Genomic DNA, 19,639 nt, shown 5'->3' with positions numbered 1-19,639 from the left:
TTCACCCTATTTCCAGGGTCGCGAAGGCATGCCAAGACGGGCCAATCAAGGCGCGCGACGCCGCATGTGCGTTGGCACATGCAAGGAGTGCAACGCGGAGTGGCACGTCTTGGCATGCCTTCCCTTCGGGTTGCCCGGCCCAGGGGCTGGATGCAAGGCGCCCGTGCGCAGCAAGGCTTGCGCCTTGCAAGCGCGGGCAACGCCGCAGACAGCCCCTGGGCCGGGCAACGCGATCCCTGGAAATAGCGTGAACACGCCCTAGCCCGCCAGGCCCGCGTACACGTTCTGCACGTCGTCGTTCGCATCGATGGCCGCCAGGAAGGCCTCGACCTCCTCCAGTTGTGCGGCGCTCAGGCTGGCAGGATCGATCGGGTTCTTGGCCTTGTATCCCAGCTTGGCGGACACGACCTGGAAACCTTGGGCCGGCAGCGCACGGCTCACCAGGTCGAGATCGGCGGGGTCGGTCAGGAACGTCGCCGTGCCGTCTTCCTCACCGCGTTCGAAGTCCTGGGCGCCCGCCTCGATGGCCGCCAGTTCGGGATCGGCACCCGCCACCGTCGCCTCGCCTTCGATCATGCCCAGATGGTCGAAATCCCAGGCCACCGAGCCGGAGGCGCCCAGCTGCCCCTTGCGGAACAGCACCCGCATCTCGGGTGCCGTGCGGTTCACGTTGTCGGTCAGGCATTCGACCATCACGGGCACCCGGTGCGGCGCGAAGCCCTCATAGATCACGTGTTCGAAATGCACCGCCTCGCCCGTGAGGCCGGCGCCTTTCTTGATGGCCCGCTCCAGGGTGTCCTTGGGCATCGAGACCTTGCGCGCCTGCTCCACGACCAGTCGCAGCCGCGCGTTGGAGGCCGGGTCGGCGCCGCTGCGTGCGGCGATCATGATTTCCTTCGCCAGCTTGCCGAACAGCCTGCCCTTGGCGTTGGCCGCCAGATCCTTGTGTTTGGCTTTCCATTGCGCGCCCATGTCTGATGTTCCTTTGATGTGTGGTCTGCGGCGATCTACTGACGGCTCGCCGTCAAATGCGACCCGCTGTCGAACGGATTCACGACGGTCAATCGACCGTCGATGCAAAGTCCGGCATGCATGTCTTCCGAATACAGCGTTTCGCAACCGGCGAGCAAGGCGGAGGCTGCGATCATGGCGTCATACACCGACAGCTGATACCGCTCGGCGACTTGCCGGCCGAGGTCGTGGGTTGCGATTGTGATCGGTTCGACGCGGCAGAGCGCGCGAAGCATCTCCAGAAAGTCCTCGATGTCGCTCCACGCCATTCCCAGCTTGCGCCGGGCCACGTTCGCGAACTCGTTGAAGACCTGGACGCTCACGACCGCACCTTGTGCCAGCACCTTTTCGGCTCGATCGGCTTTGTCTGCATCCTGCGACATGAGGTACAGCACGACGTTGGTGTCCGCGAACCGGTCAGCGGTCATTGGCGTCGTTTCGGTCGAACTTGAAATCGGAGGGCAGCCGACCGCGGAACTCCCGCAGCGCCGCAAGGATCTGGTCCTTCGCCGGCTTTTTGCTCAAGGCGAACTCGCGCGGACCGCGCACGCTCAACTGCACATCGTCGCCATCGGCCAGATCCAGATCCTTGACCAAGGCAGCCGGCAATCGAATGGCCAGGCTGTTTCCCCACTTCGAGACTTGCATCAATTGCCTCATGAAGGATATACAAAGTTAAAATGTATATCCGCAATCATTGCGAGTCAAATCAACGGTTTTCCTCGTCCGACAGGGGCCACACGGGCGGGTCGCTCCCCGGCGGCACCGAGGGCCGCGTCCACCCTGCCGGCGTGCGCGACAGCTGCGCGCTGTGCCGCAGCGCGCACAGTTCGCCGAAACCCGAGGCCGAGCGCTCGAGGTACGGCGTCCGGTCGGGCGGCGCGATCTTGAGTCCGCCCTCCACCCGGCCCAGCCCGCGCAGCCATTGCCCGGTCTGCGCCAGCGAGACCCGTACCTGCCAGCTCCCGCCCTCGCGTTGCTGGCGCCACAGCGCGGCCGCGGCGCCCATCGCGATCAGGTAGCCGGTCGCCTCGTCGAGGATCTGCATCGGCAACGGCCTGGGCTTGCCGTCGCCGGCCGCTTCGCCCTCGGCCCGGTTGAAGCCCATCGCGGTCTGCACCAGCGAATCGAAGCCGCGGCGCTGGGCCCAGGGGCCGATCGTTCCGTACGCGGAGAGCGAGACGCAGACGATGCCCGGCCGCATGCGAGCCGCCGCATCCGGGCCGAACCCCAGTGCCGCGATGCCGCCGGGCCGGTAGCCCTGGACGAACACGTGCGCTTGCGCAACCAGCCCGGCCAGCGTCTCCCGCCCGGACTCGGCCCGCAAGTCGATCTGCGCCGACAGCTTGCCGCGGCTGGTGTCGGCGATCGCCTCGATGTTGGGCAGGTGCGGCGAATTGACCAGCATCACGTCCGCGCCGTAGGCCGCGAGCGCCCGACCGCCGACGGGGCCGGCGAGGATGCGCGTGAGATCGAGCACGCGCACGCCGGACAGCGGCCGCGCGCCGTCGGCGAGAGGCGGCAGCGCGAGCGGCGGCGCGTCGCCGATGCGCTCGATCGTGAACAGGGGTTGCGCCTGCAGCGCCCTGCCCTGGGGCGTGGCATCCCATTCGTCGAAGCCCCGCAGCGCCGTGGCGACCAGGCCTTTGGCAGCGGCCGCATCCTCGAAGTCGAGCGACTTCCAGGCCAGCATCGCGGCCTCCGCATCGGCGCGCTGGGCGAGCTTCGGGTCCAGCCCCAGCAGCCGCAACGCGCCGTCCCGGTGATGGGCGAAATTGGCGTGGATCCGCACCCAGCCGTCCGCCGCGCGGTAGAGACCCGAGAACGGATCCCACAGGTCCGGCACCCGGCCATCGACGCTGAACCAGGCGGTGCACTCGAGCGCCGCATGCAGCATGTTGACGCCGACCTGCTGGCGCGGCGCGCCCCGCGCATGGCCCAGTTCGCAGGCGGCCAGCGCGGCGGCGGCGATGCTGCTCTGCGCCGCCGCGCCGACCGCGAAAGACGACGGCAGCACCGGATCGGCCCCGGCGAGCTGCGCGAACGCCAATGCCTCGGGCGGCAGCCCCGCGGCCTGCCAGATGCCCTTCAATGCCTCGGTCGCATCCATGTCATGCACTCCCAATGAAAAAGGCAGGGCGCGCTCGCACGGCCCTGCCCTTGGCGCGCGACCTCGCGCGGGCCGTCACTGGATCAGCTTGGCGCCGGTCTTGGACTGCAGCGTCTCGAAACTCACGCCGGGCGCCAGTTCGACGACCTTGAGGCCTTCGGGCACCACGTCCATCACCGCGAGGTCGGTGATGATGCGGTCGACCACGCCCACGCCGGTCAGCGGCAGCGTGCACTGCTCGAGGATCTTGAAGTCCTCGGTGCCGTCCTTCTTCCTGGCCACGTGTTCCATCAGCACGATCACGCGCTTGACGCCGGCCACCAGGTCCATCGCGCCGCCCATGCCCTTCACCATCTTGCCGGGGATCATCCAGTTGGCGAGGTCGCCCTTGGTGCTGACCTGCATGGCGCCGAGGATCGACAGGTTGATCTTGCCGCCGCGGATCATCGCGAAGCTGTCGTGGCTGCCGAAGATGGCCGAGCCCGGCAGGGTCGTCACCGTCTGCTTGCCGGCGTTGATCAGGTCGGCGTCGACCTGGTCCTCGGTCGGGAACGGGCCGATGCCGAGCATGCCGTTCTCGCTCTGCAGCCAGACTTCCTTGTCGCCGACGAAATTGGCGACCAGCGTCGGGATGCCGATGCCGAGGTTGACGTAGAAGCCGTCTTCGAGTTCTTGCGCCGCGCGTGCGGCCATCTGGTCCTGGGTCCAGGGCATGTCAGGCTCCTTTGCTGTTCTTGATGGGCGCGGGGACGTCGCTGCCGACCGCGGCTTGCGCGATCGCGGCCTGGGCCTCGACCTTCGCGGCGGCCGCATCGACCGGCGCCGCGGCGCTCACGGTGCGCTTCTCGATGCGCTTCTCGGGCGTGGCGTTCAGCACGATGCGGTGCACGTAGATGCCCGGCAGGTGGATGTCGTCGGGCGCGAGTTCGCCGACCTCGACGATCTTCTCGACCTCGACGATGCAGATCTTGCCGGCCATCGCGGCGGCCGGGTTGAAGTTGCGCGCCGTCAGACGGAAGCGCAGGTTGCCGGACTTGTCGGCCACGTCGGCCTTGACCAGCGCCACGTCGGGCACCAGCGAACGTTCCATCACGTAGGTCTCGCCGTCGAACTCGCGCAGCTCCTTGCCTTCGGCCACCTGCGTGCCGACACCGGTCTTGGTGAAGAAGGCCGGGATGCCGGCGCCGCCGGCGCGCAGCTTCTCGGCCAGCGTGCCCTGCGGCGTGAATTCGAGTTCGAGTTCGCCCGCCAGGTACTGGCGCTCGAACTCCTTGTTCTCGCCCACGTAGCTGGCGACCATCTTCTTGATCTGGCGCGTGCCGAGCAGCTTGCCGAGACCGAAGCCGTCGACGCCGGCGTTGTTCGAGATACAGGTCAGGTTCTTGACGCCCGAGTCGTGCAGCGCGTCGATCAGCGCCTCGGGAATGCCGCAGAGGCCGAAGCCGCCGACGGCGAGGGTCTGGCCGTCGGCCACGACGCCCTTGAGCGCCGCGTCGGCGGAAGGATAGATCTTGTTCGCCATGGTTCCTCGCTGGGTGATGGTTGAAATCCGAGCCGAGACGATACTACGTACTGGCATACGTAGTATTTCGTAATGGACACCCCCGACGCGCCCCTCCCCGCCATCGACTACCGGCTCGCCTTCGAGCAGGCGCCGGTGGGCATGGTGCTGTCGCGGCATCGCATCATCGTCGACTGCAATACGCGCCTGTGCGAAATGTTCGGCGCCACGCGCGGCGCGCTGGTCGGCCAGTCGTTTCGTGTCCTGTACCCGAGCGTCGCCGAATTCGAGCGCATCGGCAAGCGCATGGAGCCGATTCTGAACGCCAGCGGCCGCTACGCGGACAACCGGATGATGAAGCGGCTGGGCGGCCTGCACGGCGCCTTCGCGGGCGAGACCTTCTGGTGCCATGTGAGCGGCCAGGCGCTCAACCGCGAGGCGCCGCACGAGGCCGGCATCTGGGTCTTCGAGGACCTGGGCTCGCGCCGCGCGGCCAAGGCCGACCTGACGCCGCGCGAGCGCGAGGTGGCGGCGCAGGTGATGAAGGGGCTGACCTCGAAGGAGATCGGCCGCGCGCTGGCCATCAGCCACCGCACGGTCGAGATCCACCGCGCCCGCCTGATGCGCAAGTACGCGGCGGCGACCACGGCCGAGCTGGTGCAGAAACTGATCGCCGGATAGAGTCCGCACCCACCCGATGAACCCGTACCACGATCCCGACAAGCCCCATCACCGCCCGCGCGGCTTCCAGAACAACTACCTCGAGTTCCAGCCCAAGAGCCTCTCGGAGGTGCTGCGCTGGCGCCGCGAAGCCGCACGCCTGCACCTGCCGCCGCCGCCGCTGGCCGCGACGCCGCAGGTCGCGCCCGAGCTGGCCTGGCTGAACGCGAACGCGCGCGCCGGCGCGGCCATGGAACCGGCCGTCACCTGGATCGGCCACGCCACCGCGATGGTGCAACTGGGCGGGCTCACGCTGCTGACCGATCCGATGTTCTCGCAGCGCGCCTCGCCGCTGCCGCTGGTCGGCCCGAGGCGCCATGCGGCCCCGGGACTCACGCTGGCCGAGCTGCCGCATGTCGACCTGGTGCTGGTGTCGCACAACCACTACGACCATCTCGATGCCGCCTCGGTGACGGCGCTGGCCCGCCAGCCCGGCGGCTCGCCGCTGTTCGTGGTGCCGCTGGGCCTCAAGCCCTGGCTGGCGGCGCGCGGCATCGCGCAGGCGGTCGAGCTGGACTGGTGGGACCGCCATCGCGTGGCCGGCCCCCAGGGCGAGGTCGAGGTGGCGCTCGTTCCCGCGCAGCACTGGTCCTCGCGCGGCCCCGGCGATGCCATGGCCACGCTGTGGGGCGGTTTCGCGGTGCTGGCGCCGGACTGCCACCTGCTCTTCACCGGCGACACCGGCTACTCGCGCGATTTCAGCGACATCCGCGCGCACTTCCAGGACGTGCAGACGCCCGAACGCGGCGGCGGCTTCGACCTGGCGCTGATCCCGATCGGCTCCTACGCCCCGCGCTGGTTCATGCGCAACCAGCACGTGGACGTGGAGGAAGCGCTGCGCATCCATGCCGACCTCGGCGCCAAGCGCTCGCTCGGCATCCACTGGGGGGTCTTCCAGCTGACCGACGAGGCGCTGGACGAGCCGCCGCGCAAGCTGGCGGAACTGCGCGGCGCCCAGGGCGTGCTGGAGGAAGAATTTTTTGTGACGGCGATCGGAGAGACGCGCAGGCTCTCGCCCCGCAGCCGGATCAGCCCGCGCGCCGAAACGTCAGATTGAGCCGGCAGCCGCCGAGCAAGGGATGCTCGCCCTCCTTGACGGGGAGCACGCCGTGGAAACGCAATCGGGCCGGCCCGCCCCAGACCACCACGTCGCCGTGGGCGAGCGGCACGCGGCGCGCCTTGTCGTCCCGCTGCGCCCCGCCGAACAGGAACACCGCGGGCAGGCCCAGCGACACCGAGACGATGGGCTGTCCGAAGTCGCGCTCGTTGCGGTCCTGGTGCAGCGACAACCGGGTGCCGGGCGCGTAGCGATTGACCAGACAGGCATCGGGCACGAAGCCCTCGAAGCCCGCCGCGGCCGCAGCCTCGGCGGCCAGCAGCAAGAATGCATCGGGCATGCGCGGCCACCGCCGGCCGCTGTCGGGGTCGATGGCGTCATAGCGATAGCCCGTGCGATCGCTGACCCAGCCCAGCGCTCCGCAGTTGGTCATCGCCACCGACATCCGGAAGCCGCCCGGCGTCACCAGGAAGCGCAGCGGTGCCTGCTCGATCACGCCCTGCACGGCGGCAAGCAGGGCCGTCTCGTGCCGGCACGCGAATCGCCGCAGCACCATCGCGCCGGGCTCCAGCGGCTCCAGCGATGGCGCATCGGGTTCGAACAGGTCCAGGGTCATGGTTCAGGCCGCGTCGTGAAAGATGATGCCCAGCGTATGCCGCCGGCCGGAGCGCACGCGGCTCACGCCATGCCGCAGGTTGACCCGGTAGACCCCGCGCGTGCCCTGCACCGGCCGCTGGTGCACCGCGATCACCGCCGCATCACCCTGGCGCAGCGGCAGCACCATCGGCCTCGACTGCATGCGCGGCCGCTGCTCGGTCATGACGAATTCTCCGCCGGTGAAGTCGCGGCCCGGCTCGGACAGGAGGACCACCAGCTGCAGCGGAAAGACCTGGTCGCCGTAGAGGTCCTGGTGCAGGCAGTTGTAGTCCTGCGGCCCGTACTGCAGCAGCAACGGCGTCGGCCGCAGTTGCCCGGCCGCATGGCAGCGCGCGATGAACTCGGCGTGCTGCGGCGGATAGCGCACGTCGACGCCCATGGCCTGGTTCCATCGGTTGGCGATCGGCGCGAGCTGCGGATACACGGCTTCGCGCAGCCCCGCGACCAAGCCCGGCAAGGGATAGCCGAAGTACTTGTACTCGCCGCGCCCGAAGCCATGCCGCTCCATCACGACGCGGCTGCGGAACGGCGCTTCCTCGGCGTAGAGCGCGGCCATCGCGGCGCACTGCTCCGGCGTCAGCAGTCCCGGGATCAGTGCGCTGCCCTGCTCGTCGAGATCGCCGCCCACGCGCGACCAGTCGACCCTGTCCACTTCCCGTGCGCTCATGCCCGATTCGCCTCCCGCCGCAGCAGCGCCCCCTTGCGCTCCACGCCCCAGCGGTAGCCCGAGAGGCTGCCGTCGCTGCGCACCACGCGATGGCAGGGGATGGCCACCGCCAGCGCATTCGCGCCGCAGGCCTGCGCCACGGCGCGCACCGCCTTCGGCGCGCCGATGCGTTCGGCGATCTCGCCGTAGCTGGCGGTCGCCCCGACGGGGATCTCGCGCAGCGCCTGCCAGACGCGCAACTGGAAGGCCGTGCCGCGCAGGTCCAGCGGCAGATCGAGCCCCAGGCCCGGCGCCTCGACGAAGCCGACCACCTGGGCCACCAGCGCTTCGAAGCCGGCATCGCCCCCGATCAGGCGGGCCTTCGGGAACTGGTCCTGCAGATCGCGCGCCAGGGCGTCGGGATCGTCCCCCAGCGCGATCGCGCAGACACCGCGCGCGCTCCGTGCGACCAGGATGGCGCCGAGCGCGCACTCGCCGATGGCAAAGCGGATCTCGGTGTCGGCCCCGCCGTCGCGCCAGGCGGTGGGCGTCATGCCCAGCATCCCGTCGGCGTTCTCGTAGAAGCGCCCGTTGGAGTTGTAGCCGGCGTTGTAGATCGCGCTCGTCACCGTGTTGCTGCGGCCCAGTTCTTCGCGCACGCGGCTCGCGCGGTGCGCGGCCGCATAGGCCTTCGGCGTGAGCCCCGTGACTTCCTTGAAGAGCCGGTGCAGGTGCGAGCTGCTGAGCCCGGCCCGCTCGGCGAGCGCGTCCAGCGTGGGCGCCTGCTCGGCGCTCTCGATGAAACGGCACACATCGGCGATCCGTGCCGCCTCGCGCTCGGCGCGGGCCGGCTGGTCGGGCTTGCAGCGCATGCAGGGCCTGAACCCGGCGCGCTCGGCCTCGGCCGCGGTGGCGTGGAAGTCCACGTTCTCGGGCCGTGCCGGCCGCGCCGCGCAGGACGGCCGGCAGTACACGCCGGTGGTCCTGACCGAATAGAAGAAGCGGCCGTCCGCTGCCGGATCGCGCGCGGCGACGGCCGCCCAGCGCGGATCGCTCGCCGTGGCGAGCGCCCGCATTTCGTTGGTGTTGCTCATGTTCATCTGCGCCCTCGTGATGTTGCCGTGAATCGATGCGTCCACTGTAGGGAACGGCGAAAGACGACGCACTCCGTGTCTTGCTTTCGAATTCGGGCTGTAGGACACCGCCTGCATCACCGAATATTGTTTCAGGCCCCGGCCTACGGGCCGCGGGCCGGCGCCTCGTTACCATTTGGGCCACATGATCGACCGACGCTCACTCCTCACCGCCGGTGGCGCCTCGCTGGCACTCGCCGCCCTCGGACTGCCCGCCGAAGCCCTCGCGGCCAACGGCCTCAAGCTCAGCCAACCGAGCCCTTTCTCCTTCGAACGCCTGATCGCCCGGGCGAAGTCGCTGGGCGCCGCGCCCTTCGTCGGCGACACCTCGCTGCCGGCCGACGTACTGGAGCGGATCGACTACGACGCCCACGGCAAGATCAGGTTCAACACCGACAACGCGCTGTTCCGCGACGGCCCGGGCCCTTTCCCGGTGACCTTCTTCCATCTGGGGCGCTACTTCCAGGTGCCGGTCCACATGTACGTGCTCGAGAGCGCGAGCGGCGACGGCTTCGCGCGCGAAATCCTCTACGACCCGGCCTACTTCACGATGCCCGACGACAGCCCGGCGAAGAAGCTGCCCGACGGCGCCGGCTTTGCGGGCTTCCGGCTGCAGGAAAGCCGCCTCGGCGACCAGGCCAAGCTACCCTGGCAGAAGAACGACTGGGCGGCCTTCCTCGGCGCTTCGTACTTTCGGGCGATCGGCGAGCTCTACCAGTACGGCCTGTCGGCGCGCGGCATCGCGCTCGACGCCGCGATGCCCGACCGGGCGGAGGAATTCCCGACCTTCACGCGCTTCTACTTCGAGCCGCCGGCCCAGGGCTCGGATGCGATGACGATCTATGCGCTGCTCGAGGGGCCCAGCATCACCGGCGCCTACAAGTTCGTCCTGCAGCGCGGCAAGGGCGTGCTGATGGACATCGAGTGCCGCCTCTTCCTGCGCCGCGACGTCGGCCGCTTCGGGCTCGCGCCGCTGACCTCGATGTACTGGTACTCCGAAACCGTCAAGCCCACCGGCATCGACTGGCGGCCCGAAGTGCACGATTCGGACGGCCTGGCGATGTGGAACGGCGCCGGCGAGCGCATCTGGCGGCCGCTCAACAATCCGACCCAGACCCGCGCCTCGTCCTTCAGCGACAACAACCCGAAGGGCTTCGGCCTGCTGCAGCGCGACCGCGGTTTCGACCACTACCAGGACGGCGTCTACTACGAGAAGCGGCCCAGCCTGTGGGTCGAGCCGCTGGGCGCCTGGGGCGAGGGCTCGGTGCAGCTGATCGAAATTCCGACCGACGACGAGATCCACGACAACGTGCTTGCCTGCTGGGTGCCCAAGGCGCCGGCCACCGCAGGCTCGAGCGTGACGCTCAAGTACCGCCTGCACTGGACCGCGGAGGAGCCCTTCCCGTCGCCGCTGGCGCGCTGTGTCGCCACCCGCCTCGGGCGCGGCGGGCAGCCGGGCCAGCCGCGGCCGGCGGGCGTGCGCAAGTTCATGGTCGAGTTCATCGGCAAGCCGCTGGAGTCGCTGCCCTTCGGCGTCAAGCCCGAGCTGGTGCTGACCGCCTCGCGCGGCAAGTTTTCCTACATCTTCGCGGAAGCCGTGCCGAACGGCGTGCCGGGCCATTGGCGCGCGCAGTTCGACTTCACGGCCGAAGGCAACGAGCCGGTCGACATGCGGCTCTTCCTGAAGAACGGCGACCAGACCCTGTCAGAAACCTGGCTCTACCAGTTCCAGCCCTTCTGATTGTTGCTCGCCCCCAGGTTGGGCTCACTGCGTGTAGCCCGCCCACCCCCTACCGGGGGCAATACCAGCGGCCCGGCGAAGCCGGTTCCGCGGTATTCCTGGAAAGAAGGCCCTTACTTGCCTTTGATTGAGATCAGCTCGATCTCGAAGTTGAGGGTGGCGTTCGGGGGAATCACGCCGCCGGCGCCGCGCGTGCCGTAGGCGATCGCGGGCGGGCATGTGAGCTTGGCCTTGCCGCCCGGCTTCATCAGCTGCACGCCCTCGGTCCAGCACGGAATCACGCCATTGAGCGGGAACTCGGTCGGCTCGCCGCGCTTGTAGGAGCTGTCGAACTCCTTGCCGTCGAGGAAGGTGCCGCGGTAGTGCACCTTGACCACGTCGGTGGCGGCCGGCGAGGCGCCCTTGCCGTCGGTCAGCGACTGGAAAACCAGGCCGCTCGGCTTGGTGACCGGGGCCGATTGCGCGAAGGCGCTCGGCAGGACGAACAACGAAACGACGGCGGCACAAAGAACTGATCGCACGGCAAACCCTTGGTTGAATGGAAGAACGGGTTCATTATTGCCGCGGCGCTGCGCACCCGGCACTGCGCTTGCACACCGTTGCCATCGGCTTCCCTGTCCCATCCTCCACGATGCGCTATCGCACCACGATCGAATCCCAAGTCTTCGAATTCGACGATCTCAAGCAGGTCATGGCCATGGCCAGCCCCGCGCGCTCCGGCGACTACCTGGCCGGGATCGGCGCGGCCACCGCGCAGCAGCGCATGGCGGCGCGCCACGTGTTGGCCGAGACGCCGCTGAAGCAGTTCCTCACCGAGGCACTGATCCCCTACGAGTCGGACAACATCACGCGCCTGACCATCGACGGCCACGATGCGCAGGCCTTCGGGCCCGTGTCGCACCTCACGGTCGGCGACTTCCGCAACTGGCTCCTGTCCGAGCAGGCGAGCACCGACGCGCTGAGCGCGCTGGCGCCCGGCCTCACGCCCGAGATGGCGGCCGCCGTCTCGAAGCTGATGCGCAACCAGGACCTGGTCGCGGTCGCGCGCAGGTGCAGCGTGGTCACGCGCTTCCGGGACACCATCGGCCTGCCGGGCCACCTCTCGGTGCGGCTGCAGCCCAACCACCCGACCGACGACCTGCGCGGCGTCGCGGCCTCCACGCTCGATGGCCTGCTGATGGGCGCGGGCGACGCCGTGATCGGGCTCAATCCGGCGTCCGACAGCATGCCGGTGCTGGGCGAACTGCTGCGCCTGCTCGACGAGGTGATCCAGCGCTTCGAGATCCCGACGCAGAGCTGCGTGCTGACCCATGTCACCAACACGCTGAAGCTGGCCGATTCGGGGGCGCCGATCGACCTGGTGTTCCAGTCCATCGGCGGCAGCGAGAAGACCAACCGCTCCTTCGGCGTCACGCCCGAGCTGCTCGACGAGGCCCACGCCGCGGCGCAGTCGCTGAACCGCGGCACGGTGGGCCGCAACCTGATGTACTTCGAGACCGGCCAGGGCAGCGCGCTGTCGGCCGACGCCAACTTCGGTGTCGACCAGCAGACCTGCGAGGCCCGCGCCTATGCGCTCGCGCGGCGCTACCAGCCGCTCCTGATCAACACCGTGGTCGGCTTCATCGGGCCCGAGTACCTCTATGACGGCAAGCAGATCATCCGCGCCGGCCTCGAGGACCACTTCTGCGGCAAGCTCTTGGGCCTGCCGATCGGCTGCGACATCTGCTACACCAACCACGCCGAGGCCGACCAGGACGACATGGACACGCTGCTGGTGCTGCTCGGCACCGCCGGCGTCAACTTCATCATGGGCGTGCCCGGCGCCGACGACGTGATGCTCAACTACCAGAGCACCTCCTTCCACGACGCGCTGTTCCTGCGCGAGACGCTGGGCCTGAAGCGTGCGCCCGAGTTCGAGGCCTGGCTGCAGCGCATGCAGATCAGCGACGCTGCGGGCCGGCTGCATCCGCCGGCGGCCAACCGCCTGCTGGCGGACATGGGTGCCCTGGCGGCATTGACCCGATGAAGGACATCGTCACCTCCAGCCCCTGGGTCGACTGGCGCAGCGCCACGCCGGCGCGACTGGCGCTCGGCCGCGCCGGCACGGGCATGCCGACCGACGAGGTGCTGCGCTTCGGCTGGGCGCATGCGATGGCGCGCGATGCGATCCATGCGGCGCTCGATGTCCCGGCGCTCGAGTCCGCACTGCGCGACGGCGGCTGGCAGGTCGCGCAGGTGCGCAGCCGAGCGCCCGATCGCACCGCCTATCTGCGCCGCCCCGACCTGGGCCGGCAACTCGATGCCGAAGACGCGCAGCGGCTGCGTGCCGATGCGGGCCCGCCCGCCGACCTGTGCATCGTCATCGGCGACGGCCTGTCCTCGCTGGCGGTGGCCCGCCATGCCGTGCCGCTGCTGGCGGCGCTGCGAGAACAATTGCCCACCGACCTGTCGCTGGCGCCGGTGGTGATCGCCACGCAGGCGCGCGTCGCCCTGGCGGACGAAGTCGGCGAGGCCTTCGGTGCGCGGCTGTCGATCATGCTGATCGGCGAGCGCCCGGGCCTGAGTTCGCCCGACAGCCTGGGGATCTACATCACCCATGCGCCGCGGCGCGGCCGCCACGACGCCGAGCGCAACTGCATCTCGAACGTGCGCCCCGAAGGGCTCGCCTACGCGACGGCCGCCTTCAGGCTCGGATGGCTGCTGCGCGAGGCGCTGCGCCGCGGCTTGACGGGGGTCGAATTGAAGGACGACAGCGAACTCCATCTTCCCCATTCCCTATGATCGGGCCGATGCCCGAGAAACAAGGGAACAAGGAGACTTCATGACCGATCGCTACCCGCTGGCCGAACTCAAGGACCTGCCCGACGACATCCGCGCCGCGGTGCTCGAGGTGCAGGAAAAGGCCGGCTTCGTGCCCAACGTGTTCCTCGGCCTCGCACGCCGGCCGGCCGAGTGGCGAGCCTTCTTCGCCTACCACGACGCCCTGATGCTGAAGGAAGAAGGCTCGCTCACGAAGGGCGACCGCGAGATGATCGTCACCGCCACCAGCGCGGTGAACCAGTGCCTCTATTGCGTGGTGGCGCACGGCGCACTGCTGCGCATCTACGAAAAGAAGCCGTTGGTGGCCGACCAGGTGGCCGTCAACTGGCGCCGCGCCGACATCACGCCGCGCCAGCGTGCAATGCTCGAGTTCGCGATGAAGGTCTGCGAGCGATCGCACGAGATCGACGAGCGCGACTTCGCGCCGCTGCATGCCCACGGCTTCGACGACGAGGACATCTGGGACATCGCCGCCATCACCGCCTTCTTCGGCCTCTCGAACCGATTGGCGAGCTTCAGCGGCATGCAGCCTAACCCGGAGTTCTACCTGATGGGACGGCTGCCGCGCGAGAAGAAGTAGCGACCGCGTCGCGCCCGCGGCAGGCCGCCAGGGCGTCGAGCGCGGGCTGGTAGGTGGGCGTCGCCACGTCCATCACGCCCAGCACCGTGTGATAGAGGTTGTCGTGCGTGAGCGGCGTGTCCAGGCCCGACGCCATGCAGGCGCTCGACAGCTGGCGCCGTGCCTTCATCCCCTCGCTGAACCAGGTCACCATCGGCACGTGCTTCTGCACCTCGGGGGCGAAGCCATAAGGCACGCCGTGCAGGAACAGGCCGTACTCGCCCAGCGATTCGCCGTGGTCGCTCAGGTAGAGCAGCGCAGGATCGAACTGCCCGGACTGGCTCTTGAGCCAGTCGATGGTCTTGCCGAGGAAACGGTCGGTGTAGGCGATCGAGTTGTCGTAGCCGTTCAGCAATTCGGAGTGGCTGCATTCGGCCAGCGCATTGCTCTTGCACTCGGGCAGGAAGCGCTTCGCATCGGGCGAAGAACGCTTGAAGTAGGAGGGACCGTGGCTGCCCATCTGGTGCATCACGAGCACCACGCCCCTGGCGCGTCGCTCGGCCGGCAGCGCGGCCAGACGTTCGTCCAGGCCCTTGAGCATCACGTCGTCGAGGCATTCGTCGCCGTCGCACAGCGCGCTCTTGACGCCTTCGTCCAGGTGATCGAAAGCAGACGCATGGGGGATGCGGTCACACACGCCCTTGCAACCGCCGGCCTGGTTGTCGAGCCAGAACACGGCCAGGCCGGACGCCTGCAGCACATCCATCAGGTTCTCGTGGTCGTCCTTGCGGGCCTCGAAGGCCTGCTTGCCCAGCGGCGAGAACATGCAGGGCACGGATGCCAGCGTGTTGGTGCCGCAGGAGTGCACGTCGCGGTAGCTCAGCACCTGCCGCGCCGCGAGTTCCGGCGTGGTGTCGCGCGCATAGCCGTTGAGCCCGAAATGGTCCGCGCGCGCCGTTTCGCCCACCACCAGAACGAACAACGGCGGCTTCGCCTGTGCCGCGTAGCTGGCGCCCAGCGCGGTGCCCCCGGTCACCGGGATCAGTTTGCGGCTGTGCTGGAACATCGGCCTGACCGTGACCGCGGCCGCCGAGTAGAGGCTGGCCAGCGGATTCATCATGTAGCGCAGGTGAACGTTGTTGCGCATCAGCGGCGCCAGCTGCCGGTTCATCGCCAGCGCACCGCCGGCGGCGATGGCCGCCACCGCGAGCAGCAGCACGGCATTGCGCCAGGCCTGCGAAAGAACCGGCCGCCGCTCCACGCGCACGCGCCACAGCGCCCAGGCCGGCAGCGCGCAGATCAGGCACACCTGGAACGCCAGCCGCCAGCTCAGCAGGTCGCGCACCTCGTTGGCATCGGTCTGCACCGCGTTGGCCAGCATGCTGGGGTCCATGACCACGCGATAGCTCAGCATGTAGTGCTGAACCACGGCGGCCAGCACCACAATGCCGAACCAGATCGGTTTCATCCCGCGCGACCAGGCCGTGAACGACAGCAGTGCCACGGTGCCGCACACCGTGAGCAGCGCCATCGCTGCGATCGACGTCAGATAGACGCTCGGAGCGCCGCCGATGCGGGCGAGTTCGGCCCACAACGGCAGGTTGGCCACGATGGCGAGATAGAGACTCAGGCCGACGATGACCCGGCGCGCCGACCGGGGGCGCGCGAACCAGTCATCGAGGGCCCGCCAGGGCGTTGCGGCGGGGGCCCCGGAAGGCCTGGGGGTGGGGGAGCCTGCAGTGGCGTGGTCGCGAGAAAGGTAGACGGATTGCGTAGGGGAACCAAGCATCCGGCAAGACTAGGCAGCAGGACTTAAGACACCCTGAATGAACTGGTCAGGAATCGTTCACTTTCGCCTAAGCGGTCGGGACGGCACGCCGGGCGGCGCGGCGTGCGGAGACGGAATGCACCAGCGCATCGGTCGCAAAGGCGGCCACCCAGCACAGCCAGGCGGTCCACAGCGTATGGCTCATGTAGTGGGCGCCGCGAAGCTGCTGCGACAGGCCGAGCGCCAACCCGGCAATCAGCGTGCAGACGAGCCAGGCACGCGCCGTGGCAGGCGATGAACGCCGAAACACGAAGTACCCGCCCAGGTACGCGAAGGCGGCCGAGGCATGGCCGGCGGGAAAGCAGTGGCCCGATCCGCCGTCGCTCGTGCGCCACGCCCAGTGCGACACATGCCGTGCCACGCCGCCGAAGGTCTGCAGTTCCCAGGGGCAACTGGTGTTGCTCGTGTATTTGATGAGCGAGATGAGCAGGACGGACAGGAGCGCCGTCGCTGCAAGTTGCGTTCTTTCGCCGGGACTCAATCGGCGCAGCACGCCGAAAGGCCACCGGATGGCGGCGAACAGCGCGATCACCAGCACCCAGCTCAGGGACCTCGCGCCTTCGTGCATCACCTTGACCAGGAACCAGTGGTCGCGCCACGGAAAGCCCATCGGAGTGCCCGCCAGCCTCGCCAGCGCCAGGTCGAGGCCGCTCGCATCCCACAGGAGCAGCAGGGCCAAGGCGAACAGGGTCAGGGCGAGCGGACGGGCGGCAGCGAAGCGGATCATCCGGCGCGAGCCTAGGTTGCGCGGATGAACCCAGCCTGAAGCTGGCACTAGACTCCTTCTTTTCAAAAGGACGGAGCCCGTGCGCATTTTGCTGGTCGAAGACGATGCCGCCTTGGCGAGCGCGGTGTGCAGCTATCTCGAGGCGAAGGCCTTCGTGGTCGACGTGGCGCCCGGCCTGGCCGAAGCGCGTGCCGCGCTGGCCGCGGTTCAGTACGCCGCCGTGCTGCTCGACCTGCACCTCGGCGACGGCGACGGCCTCTTGCTGCTGCCCATCGTGCGCGCCCTGCGCGACCGCCCGATCGTGATCGTGCTCACCGCCCGCGACCAGGTGACGGACCGCATCCGCGGCCTCGACGCAGGCGCCGACGACTACCTGATCAAGCCCTACGACCCGGCCGAACTGCTGGCCCGGCTGCGCGCGGTCGAGCGCCGGCGCAGCACCAGCAGCGCCCCGGTGCTGCAACTCGGAACGCTGGAGATCGACCTGGCGCGCGACCTGGTGCGCAAGGACGGCTTCCCGGTCACGCTGACCCAGAAGGAATGGGCGCTGCTGCGCGTGATGGCGACCCGCCCCGACCGCATCCACACCCGCGAGAACCTGGCCGACGCGCTCTACGGCTTCGGCGACGAGGCCGACAGCAACACGCTGGAGGTCTTCATCAGCCGGCTGCGGCGCAAGCTCGGGCGCAACCACATCCAGACCCTGCGCGGCCTGGGCTACCGGCTCTCGTTCACGCCGGAAGAAGAAGAATGAATCTCAACCTGTTGCAGCAGGCCGGGCTCGAACAACTGGGCAGGAACGACTCGCTCGCGGGCCGGCTCACGCGCACCCTGATCGTCTGGGTCGGCGGCGTCTGGCTCCTGTGCGTGCTCGGCGTCGTCTGGTATGTGGACCGCGAGATCAACCACAACTTCGACAGCGAACTGATCGAGGTCTCGCACCGCATGTTCGACATGGCGGTGCAGGAACTCGACAAGCTGCAGCATGAACACCCCGATGCGCGAAGCCCGCTGACCGCCCCGCCGCAGTTGTTCCCGACCGACGCCGTCATCTACCAGGTGGTCAACCTGCATGAGCGCGTGCTGCTGCGCTCCGCCGAGGCGCCGATGAACGTCTTCGACGTGCCGCTGGCGCCCGGCTTCGCCAATTCCGACACATGGCGCATCTACACCTTGCGGCATCCCACGCTCGAACTGTTCCTGCAGGTCGCCGATCCGCTGGACGAGCGCCGCACCGCGCTCAACCGCACCCTGTTCGGCCTCATCATCCCGCTCGGCGCGGTGCTGCCCGTGCTGGCGCTGGTGCTGCGCAACGTGGCGCGCACCGAGTTGCGGGTACTGCAACAGCTGGCCGGGGAAATCGAGCAACGCAGCGGCGCCGACCTGCGGCCGATCCGGCTGCCAGGTCTGCCCAAGGAGCTGCAGTCGGTGGGAGACCACGTCAACCAGTTGCTGGAGCGCTTGTCGCAGTCGCTGGACGTCGAACGGGCGCTGGCAGCCAATGCGGCGCACGAACTGCGCACGCCGCTGGCCGCCGCACGGCTGCGACTGCAGACCGCGCTCGAACACGATCTCAGGCGCGCCGATGTGCTGGCCGCGCTCGAGGCGCTCCAGACGCTCGGCCACCGCGCCGAGAAGCTGCTGCAGTTGTCCCGGGCCGAATCCGGCGCCTCGCTCACGCGCGCCCCGATCGACCTGGTGCAACTGGCCGGCACGGTCGCGCAGGAGTTCTGGCAGGACCCGCGCGTGAATGCGCGCCTGACGCTCAAGGTGCCGGACAGCGCGGCGCCGATCGCGCTCGGCGATGTCGATGCCCTGGCGATCGCGCTGCGCAACCTGGTGGAGAACGCGCTGCGCTACGGCCGCGGCCGCGTCGTGGTCGAGGTGATGGCGCCCTGCACCCTGGCGGTGCGCGACTTCGGTCCCGGCGTCAGCCCGGATCAATTGAGCACGCTGCAGAACCGCCATGTGCGCCATGGCGCCGACCGCGCCGGCTACGGCCTCGGGATGTCGATCGTCGGCACCATCGTCGAGAAGCTCGGCGCCCGGCTCGACCTGGCCTCGCCGCCCCCGGGTGCCGCGACCGGCTTCGAGGCGCGCATCGTGCTGCGCCCGGCTTGAAATCAAACACCCCCGAAGCGCCTGCGGCGCCCGCGTCCATGTCGCCCGAGCGGATCGGGGCCGACATCCCGGACACGAGCTTTTTCTCTTCGGGGAGCTCGATCCTCACCGGTGTGCCCTGATGGAGGCCAGGATGCCGAGGACGAACAGCAGCGCGGCGGCCCATTCGCTCGCCACCGGCCAGCGGCCGTCCCACAGAAAAGAATAGAGCAAGGCGAACAGCGTCTCGCTCACGATCAGCTGGCCGCAGAGACTGGGGGAAAGTCGCTGGCTGGCGAGATTCCACAGCACCGTGGCCAGCCAGGAGGAGCCGATGCCGCCGGCCAGCGCCAGCAGCAGGAACAGCCCACCGTTCGGCTGGGCGCGCAGGGTCTGGGCATCGGAACCCGCGAGCAGCCACAGTGCGGCGGCGCCAACCCCGGTTGCGATGCCCAGCCAGTTCGCCCAGTCGGCGGCATGGACCTCGGGGTGGCGCTTCAGCCACGCGGCATTGAGAAGACCGAAGGCAGTCCAGCTGGCCATCGCCAGCAGCGCCAGCGACAGGCCCCAGCCGAAGCGGGCATCGGACGCGCCCTCGGCGCCGGCCTCGGGCCAGGCGTCCGCAACCATCAGCGCGATCCCCGCGGCGGTCAACGCCAGGCCCGGCAGCAGGGCCCGCATGCGCAAGCCCGCGGGCCGGCCCAGGAGCATCATCCAGACCGGGATGGTGCCGATGACCAGGCTCGGCACCGCGGTGCCCGCGGCTTCGATCGCAAAGGCCAGCAGCAGGTAGTAGCCCGTGAACCCCAGCACGCTGAGGCCGAGCGCCGAGGCGGCCTGGCGCGCACTCGGCCAGCGCCGCCCGGGCGGCCGCGTCGCGACGGCCAGCGCCGCGACCGCGCCGAAGACGACGAAGCGCGCGGCCGCGACGTCGACCATGCCGAAATGTCCCACCATGCGCGGCGCCACGAACACCAGGCCCCAAAGCGCACCCGCGCCCAGGCCGGCCGCGATGCCGACGACCGATTG

At 69.1% G+C, this 19,639-nt stretch carries 21 protein-coding genes; 8 read left to right on the top strand and 13 right to left on the bottom strand.

Going from position 1 to position 19,639, the window contains the following annotated elements:
- Positions 1 to 258: 258 nt before the first annotated feature.
- The 6 genes from AB4Z46_RS30205 to AB4Z46_RS30180 form a co-directional block, all read right to left on the bottom strand.
- The gene (locus AB4Z46_RS30205) at positions 259 to 972 is read right to left on the bottom strand and encodes a YebC/PmpR family DNA-binding transcriptional regulator (RefSeq protein ID WP_442287247.1); all 714 of its coding nucleotides are present in this window, start codon (positions 970 to 972) and stop codon (positions 259 to 261) included.
- A gap of 35 nt (positions 973 to 1,007) precedes the next feature.
- Positions 1,008 to 1,439 carry a PIN domain-containing protein gene (locus AB4Z46_RS30200; RefSeq protein WP_442287246.1) on the bottom strand — a complete coding sequence of 144 codons (432 nt, stop codon included), beginning with the start codon at positions 1,437 to 1,439 and terminating at the stop codon, positions 1,008 to 1,010.
- Positions 1,429 to 1,659 (bottom strand): AbrB/MazE/SpoVT family DNA-binding domain-containing protein, encoded by a 231-nt coding sequence (locus tag AB4Z46_RS30195; RefSeq protein WP_442287245.1) that lies wholly within the window; start codon positions 1,657 to 1,659, stop codon positions 1,429 to 1,431. The genes AB4Z46_RS30200 and AB4Z46_RS30195 overlap by 11 nt, the downstream gene beginning before the upstream one ends.
- A 61-nt stretch (positions 1,660 to 1,720) precedes the next feature.
- On the bottom strand, positions 1,721 to 3,121 hold the full coding sequence (locus AB4Z46_RS30190; RefSeq protein WP_442287244.1) for a CoA transferase: 1,401 nt from the start codon (positions 3,119 to 3,121) through the stop codon (positions 1,721 to 1,723).
- 75 nt (positions 3,122 to 3,196) lie between these two features.
- Complete coding sequence (locus AB4Z46_RS30185) at positions 3,197 to 3,835, bottom strand: CoA transferase subunit B (RefSeq protein WP_442287243.1); 639 nt, start codon at positions 3,833 to 3,835, stop codon at positions 3,197 to 3,199.
- 1 nt (position 3,836) lies between these two features.
- Complete coding sequence (locus AB4Z46_RS30180; RefSeq protein ID WP_442287242.1) at positions 3,837 to 4,643, bottom strand: CoA transferase subunit A; 807 nt, start codon at positions 4,641 to 4,643, stop codon at positions 3,837 to 3,839.
- A 72-nt stretch (positions 4,644 to 4,715) separates the two neighbouring features.
- Here AB4Z46_RS30180 and AB4Z46_RS30175 point away from each other — a divergent pair, with 72 nt between their 5' ends.
- Together AB4Z46_RS30175 and AB4Z46_RS30170 are read left to right on the top strand one after the other, a co-directional pair.
- Positions 4,716 to 5,303 carry a LuxR C-terminal-related transcriptional regulator gene (locus AB4Z46_RS30175; RefSeq protein ID WP_442287241.1) on the top strand — a complete coding sequence of 196 codons (588 nt, stop codon included), beginning with the start codon at positions 4,716 to 4,718 and terminating at the stop codon, positions 5,301 to 5,303.
- Between the two features lie 16 nt (positions 5,304 to 5,319).
- Positions 5,320 to 6,399, top strand: a complete 1,080-nt coding sequence (locus AB4Z46_RS30170; protein WP_442287240.1) for an MBL fold metallo-hydrolase — start codon at positions 5,320 to 5,322, stop codon at positions 6,397 to 6,399.
- Here the strand turns inward: AB4Z46_RS30170 and alkB are convergent.
- The 3 genes from alkB to ada are packed head-to-tail and all read right to left on the bottom strand — an operon-like array spanning position 6,371 to position 8,802.
- Positions 6,371 to 7,015, bottom strand: coding sequence for a DNA oxidative demethylase AlkB (gene alkB / locus AB4Z46_RS30165; RefSeq protein ID WP_442287239.1), 645 nt, complete (start codon positions 7,013 to 7,015; stop codon positions 6,371 to 6,373). The two genes, AB4Z46_RS30170 and alkB, sit on opposite strands and share 29 nt — an antisense overlap.
- A 3-nt stretch (positions 7,016 to 7,018) precedes the next feature.
- The gene (locus AB4Z46_RS30160) at positions 7,019 to 7,723 is read right to left on the bottom strand and encodes a 2OG-Fe(II) oxygenase (protein WP_442287238.1); all 705 of its coding nucleotides are present in this window, start codon (positions 7,721 to 7,723) and stop codon (positions 7,019 to 7,021) included.
- The gene (ada, locus tag AB4Z46_RS30155) at positions 7,720 to 8,802 is read right to left on the bottom strand and encodes a bifunctional DNA-binding transcriptional regulator/O6-methylguanine-DNA methyltransferase Ada (RefSeq protein WP_442287237.1); all 1,083 of its coding nucleotides are present in this window, start codon (positions 8,800 to 8,802) and stop codon (positions 7,720 to 7,722) included. Before ada ends, AB4Z46_RS30160 begins: the two co-directional genes overlap by 4 nt.
- Positions 8,803 to 8,980: 178 nt before the next feature.
- Between ada and AB4Z46_RS30150 the strand changes: the two genes are divergently transcribed.
- Positions 8,981 to 10,576 (top strand): glucan biosynthesis protein, encoded by a 1,596-nt coding sequence (locus AB4Z46_RS30150; protein WP_442287236.1) that lies wholly within the window; start codon positions 8,981 to 8,983, stop codon positions 10,574 to 10,576.
- A gap of 113 nt (positions 10,577 to 10,689) precedes the next feature.
- Here the strand turns inward: AB4Z46_RS30150 and AB4Z46_RS30145 are convergent, their stop codons facing one another.
- Entirely contained in the window at positions 10,690 to 11,097 is a 408-nt protein-coding gene (locus AB4Z46_RS30145; protein ID WP_442287235.1) for an FKBP-type peptidyl-prolyl cis-trans isomerase, read from the bottom strand.
- A gap of 110 nt (positions 11,098 to 11,207) precedes the next feature.
- On the opposite strand from AB4Z46_RS30145, the gene AB4Z46_RS30140 reads away from it, so the two are divergent.
- Genes AB4Z46_RS30140 through AB4Z46_RS30130 form a run of 3 tightly spaced genes read left to right on the top strand, consistent with a single transcriptional unit; the run spans position 11,208 to position 13,976 of the window.
- Positions 11,208 to 12,602 carry an ethanolamine ammonia-lyase subunit EutB gene (locus AB4Z46_RS30140; protein WP_442287234.1) on the top strand — a complete coding sequence of 465 codons (1,395 nt, stop codon included), beginning with the start codon at positions 11,208 to 11,210 and terminating at the stop codon, positions 12,600 to 12,602.
- Positions 12,599 to 13,357 (top strand): ethanolamine ammonia-lyase subunit EutC, encoded by a 759-nt coding sequence (gene eutC, locus AB4Z46_RS30135; protein WP_442287233.1) that lies wholly within the window; start codon positions 12,599 to 12,601, stop codon positions 13,355 to 13,357. Before AB4Z46_RS30140 ends, eutC begins: the two co-directional genes overlap by 4 nt.
- 40 nt (positions 13,358 to 13,397) lie before the next feature.
- On the top strand, positions 13,398 to 13,976 hold the full coding sequence (locus AB4Z46_RS30130; RefSeq protein ID WP_442287232.1) for a peroxidase-related enzyme: 579 nt from the start codon (positions 13,398 to 13,400) through the stop codon (positions 13,974 to 13,976).
- On the opposite strand, the gene AB4Z46_RS30125 is transcribed toward AB4Z46_RS30130, so the two are convergent.
- Entirely contained in the window at positions 13,927 to 15,744 is a 1,818-nt protein-coding gene (locus AB4Z46_RS30125; protein ID WP_442287231.1) for a phosphoethanolamine transferase, read from the bottom strand. The genes AB4Z46_RS30130 and AB4Z46_RS30125 overlap by 50 nt on opposite strands.
- 67 nt (positions 15,745 to 15,811) lie before the next feature.
- Positions 15,812 to 16,510 (bottom strand): phosphatase PAP2 family protein, encoded by a 699-nt coding sequence (locus tag AB4Z46_RS30120; protein WP_442287230.1) that lies wholly within the window; start codon positions 16,508 to 16,510, stop codon positions 15,812 to 15,814.
- A 79-nt stretch (positions 16,511 to 16,589) separates the two neighbouring features.
- Here AB4Z46_RS30120 and AB4Z46_RS30115 point away from each other — a divergent pair, with 79 nt between their 5' ends.
- Positions 16,590 to 17,264, top strand: a complete 675-nt coding sequence (locus tag AB4Z46_RS30115) for a response regulator (RefSeq protein ID WP_442287229.1) — start codon at positions 16,590 to 16,592, stop codon at positions 17,262 to 17,264.
- Entirely contained in the window at positions 17,261 to 18,631 is a 1,371-nt protein-coding gene (locus AB4Z46_RS30110; protein WP_442287228.1) for an ATP-binding protein, read from the top strand. Before AB4Z46_RS30115 ends, AB4Z46_RS30110 begins: the two co-directional genes overlap by 4 nt.
- A gap of 105 nt (positions 18,632 to 18,736) precedes the next feature.
- On the opposite strand, the gene AB4Z46_RS30105 is transcribed toward AB4Z46_RS30110, so the two are convergent.
- Positions 18,737 to 19,567 (bottom strand): DMT family transporter, encoded by an 831-nt coding sequence (locus tag AB4Z46_RS30105; RefSeq protein ID WP_442287227.1) that lies wholly within the window; start codon positions 19,565 to 19,567, stop codon positions 18,737 to 18,739.
- Positions 19,568 to 19,639: the final 72 nt, after the last annotated feature.

Origin of the sequence: Variovorax sp. M-6, assembly GCF_052114385.1 — a bacterium.
GTDB lineage: Bacteria > Pseudomonadota > Gammaproteobacteria > Burkholderiales > Burkholderiaceae_C > Variovorax.
Note: the sequence above shows the minus strand (reverse complement) of the source record. Positions and strands in the feature narration are given on the sequence as shown.

What these genes read in the sequence shown, in the direction of transcription:
- AB4Z46_RS30180 (WP_442287242.1), bottom strand. Translation starts at nt 4,643, where the DNA reads ATGGCGAACAAGATCTATCCTTCCGCCGACGCGGCGCTCAAGGGCGTC.
- AB4Z46_RS30120 (WP_442287230.1), bottom strand. Translation starts at nt 16,510, where the DNA reads ATGATCCGCTTCGCTGCCGCCCGTCCGCTCGCCCTGACCCTGTTCGCC.
- alkB (WP_442287239.1), bottom strand. Translation starts at nt 7,015, where the DNA reads ATGACCCTGGACCTGTTCGAACCCGATGCGCCATCGCTGGAGCCGCTG.
- AB4Z46_RS30105 (WP_442287227.1), bottom strand. Translation starts at nt 19,567, where the DNA reads ATGGTGGGACATTTCGGCATGGTCGACGTCGCGGCCGCGCGCTTCGTC.
- AB4Z46_RS30195 (WP_442287245.1), bottom strand. Translation starts at nt 1,659, where the DNA reads ATGCAAGTCTCGAAGTGGGGAAACAGCCTGGCCATTCGATTGCCGGCT.
- AB4Z46_RS30110 (WP_442287228.1), top strand. Translation starts at nt 17,261, where the DNA reads ATGAATCTCAACCTGTTGCAGCAGGCCGGGCTCGAACAACTGGGCAGG.
- eutC (WP_442287233.1), top strand. Translation starts at nt 12,599, where the DNA reads ATGAAGGACATCGTCACCTCCAGCCCCTGGGTCGACTGGCGCAGCGCC.
- AB4Z46_RS30170 (WP_442287240.1), top strand. Translation starts at nt 5,320, where the DNA reads ATGAACCCGTACCACGATCCCGACAAGCCCCATCACCGCCCGCGCGGC.
- AB4Z46_RS30185 (WP_442287243.1), bottom strand. Translation starts at nt 3,835, where the DNA reads ATGCCCTGGACCCAGGACCAGATGGCCGCACGCGCGGCGCAAGAACTC.
- AB4Z46_RS30160 (WP_442287238.1), bottom strand. Translation starts at nt 7,723, where the DNA reads ATGAGCGCACGGGAAGTGGACAGGGTCGACTGGTCGCGCGTGGGCGGC.
- AB4Z46_RS30205 (WP_442287247.1), bottom strand. Translation starts at nt 972, where the DNA reads ATGGGCGCGCAATGGAAAGCCAAACACAAGGATCTGGCGGCCAACGCC.
- AB4Z46_RS30150 (WP_442287236.1), top strand. Translation starts at nt 8,981, where the DNA reads ATGATCGACCGACGCTCACTCCTCACCGCCGGTGGCGCCTCGCTGGCA.
- ada (WP_442287237.1), bottom strand. Translation starts at nt 8,802, where the DNA reads ATGAACATGAGCAACACCAACGAAATGCGGGCGCTCGCCACGGCGAGC.
- AB4Z46_RS30125 (WP_442287231.1), bottom strand. Translation starts at nt 15,744, where the DNA reads ATGCTTGGTTCCCCTACGCAATCCGTCTACCTTTCTCGCGACCACGCC.
- AB4Z46_RS30190 (WP_442287244.1), bottom strand. Translation starts at nt 3,121, where the DNA reads ATGGATGCGACCGAGGCATTGAAGGGCATCTGGCAGGCCGCGGGGCTG.
- AB4Z46_RS30175 (WP_442287241.1), top strand. Translation starts at nt 4,716, where the DNA reads ATGGACACCCCCGACGCGCCCCTCCCCGCCATCGACTACCGGCTCGCC.
- AB4Z46_RS30130 (WP_442287232.1), top strand. Translation starts at nt 13,398, where the DNA reads ATGACCGATCGCTACCCGCTGGCCGAACTCAAGGACCTGCCCGACGAC.
- AB4Z46_RS30140 (WP_442287234.1), top strand. Translation starts at nt 11,208, where the DNA reads ATGCGCTATCGCACCACGATCGAATCCCAAGTCTTCGAATTCGACGAT.
- AB4Z46_RS30200 (WP_442287246.1), bottom strand. Translation starts at nt 1,439, where the DNA reads ATGACCGCTGACCGGTTCGCGGACACCAACGTCGTGCTGTACCTCATG.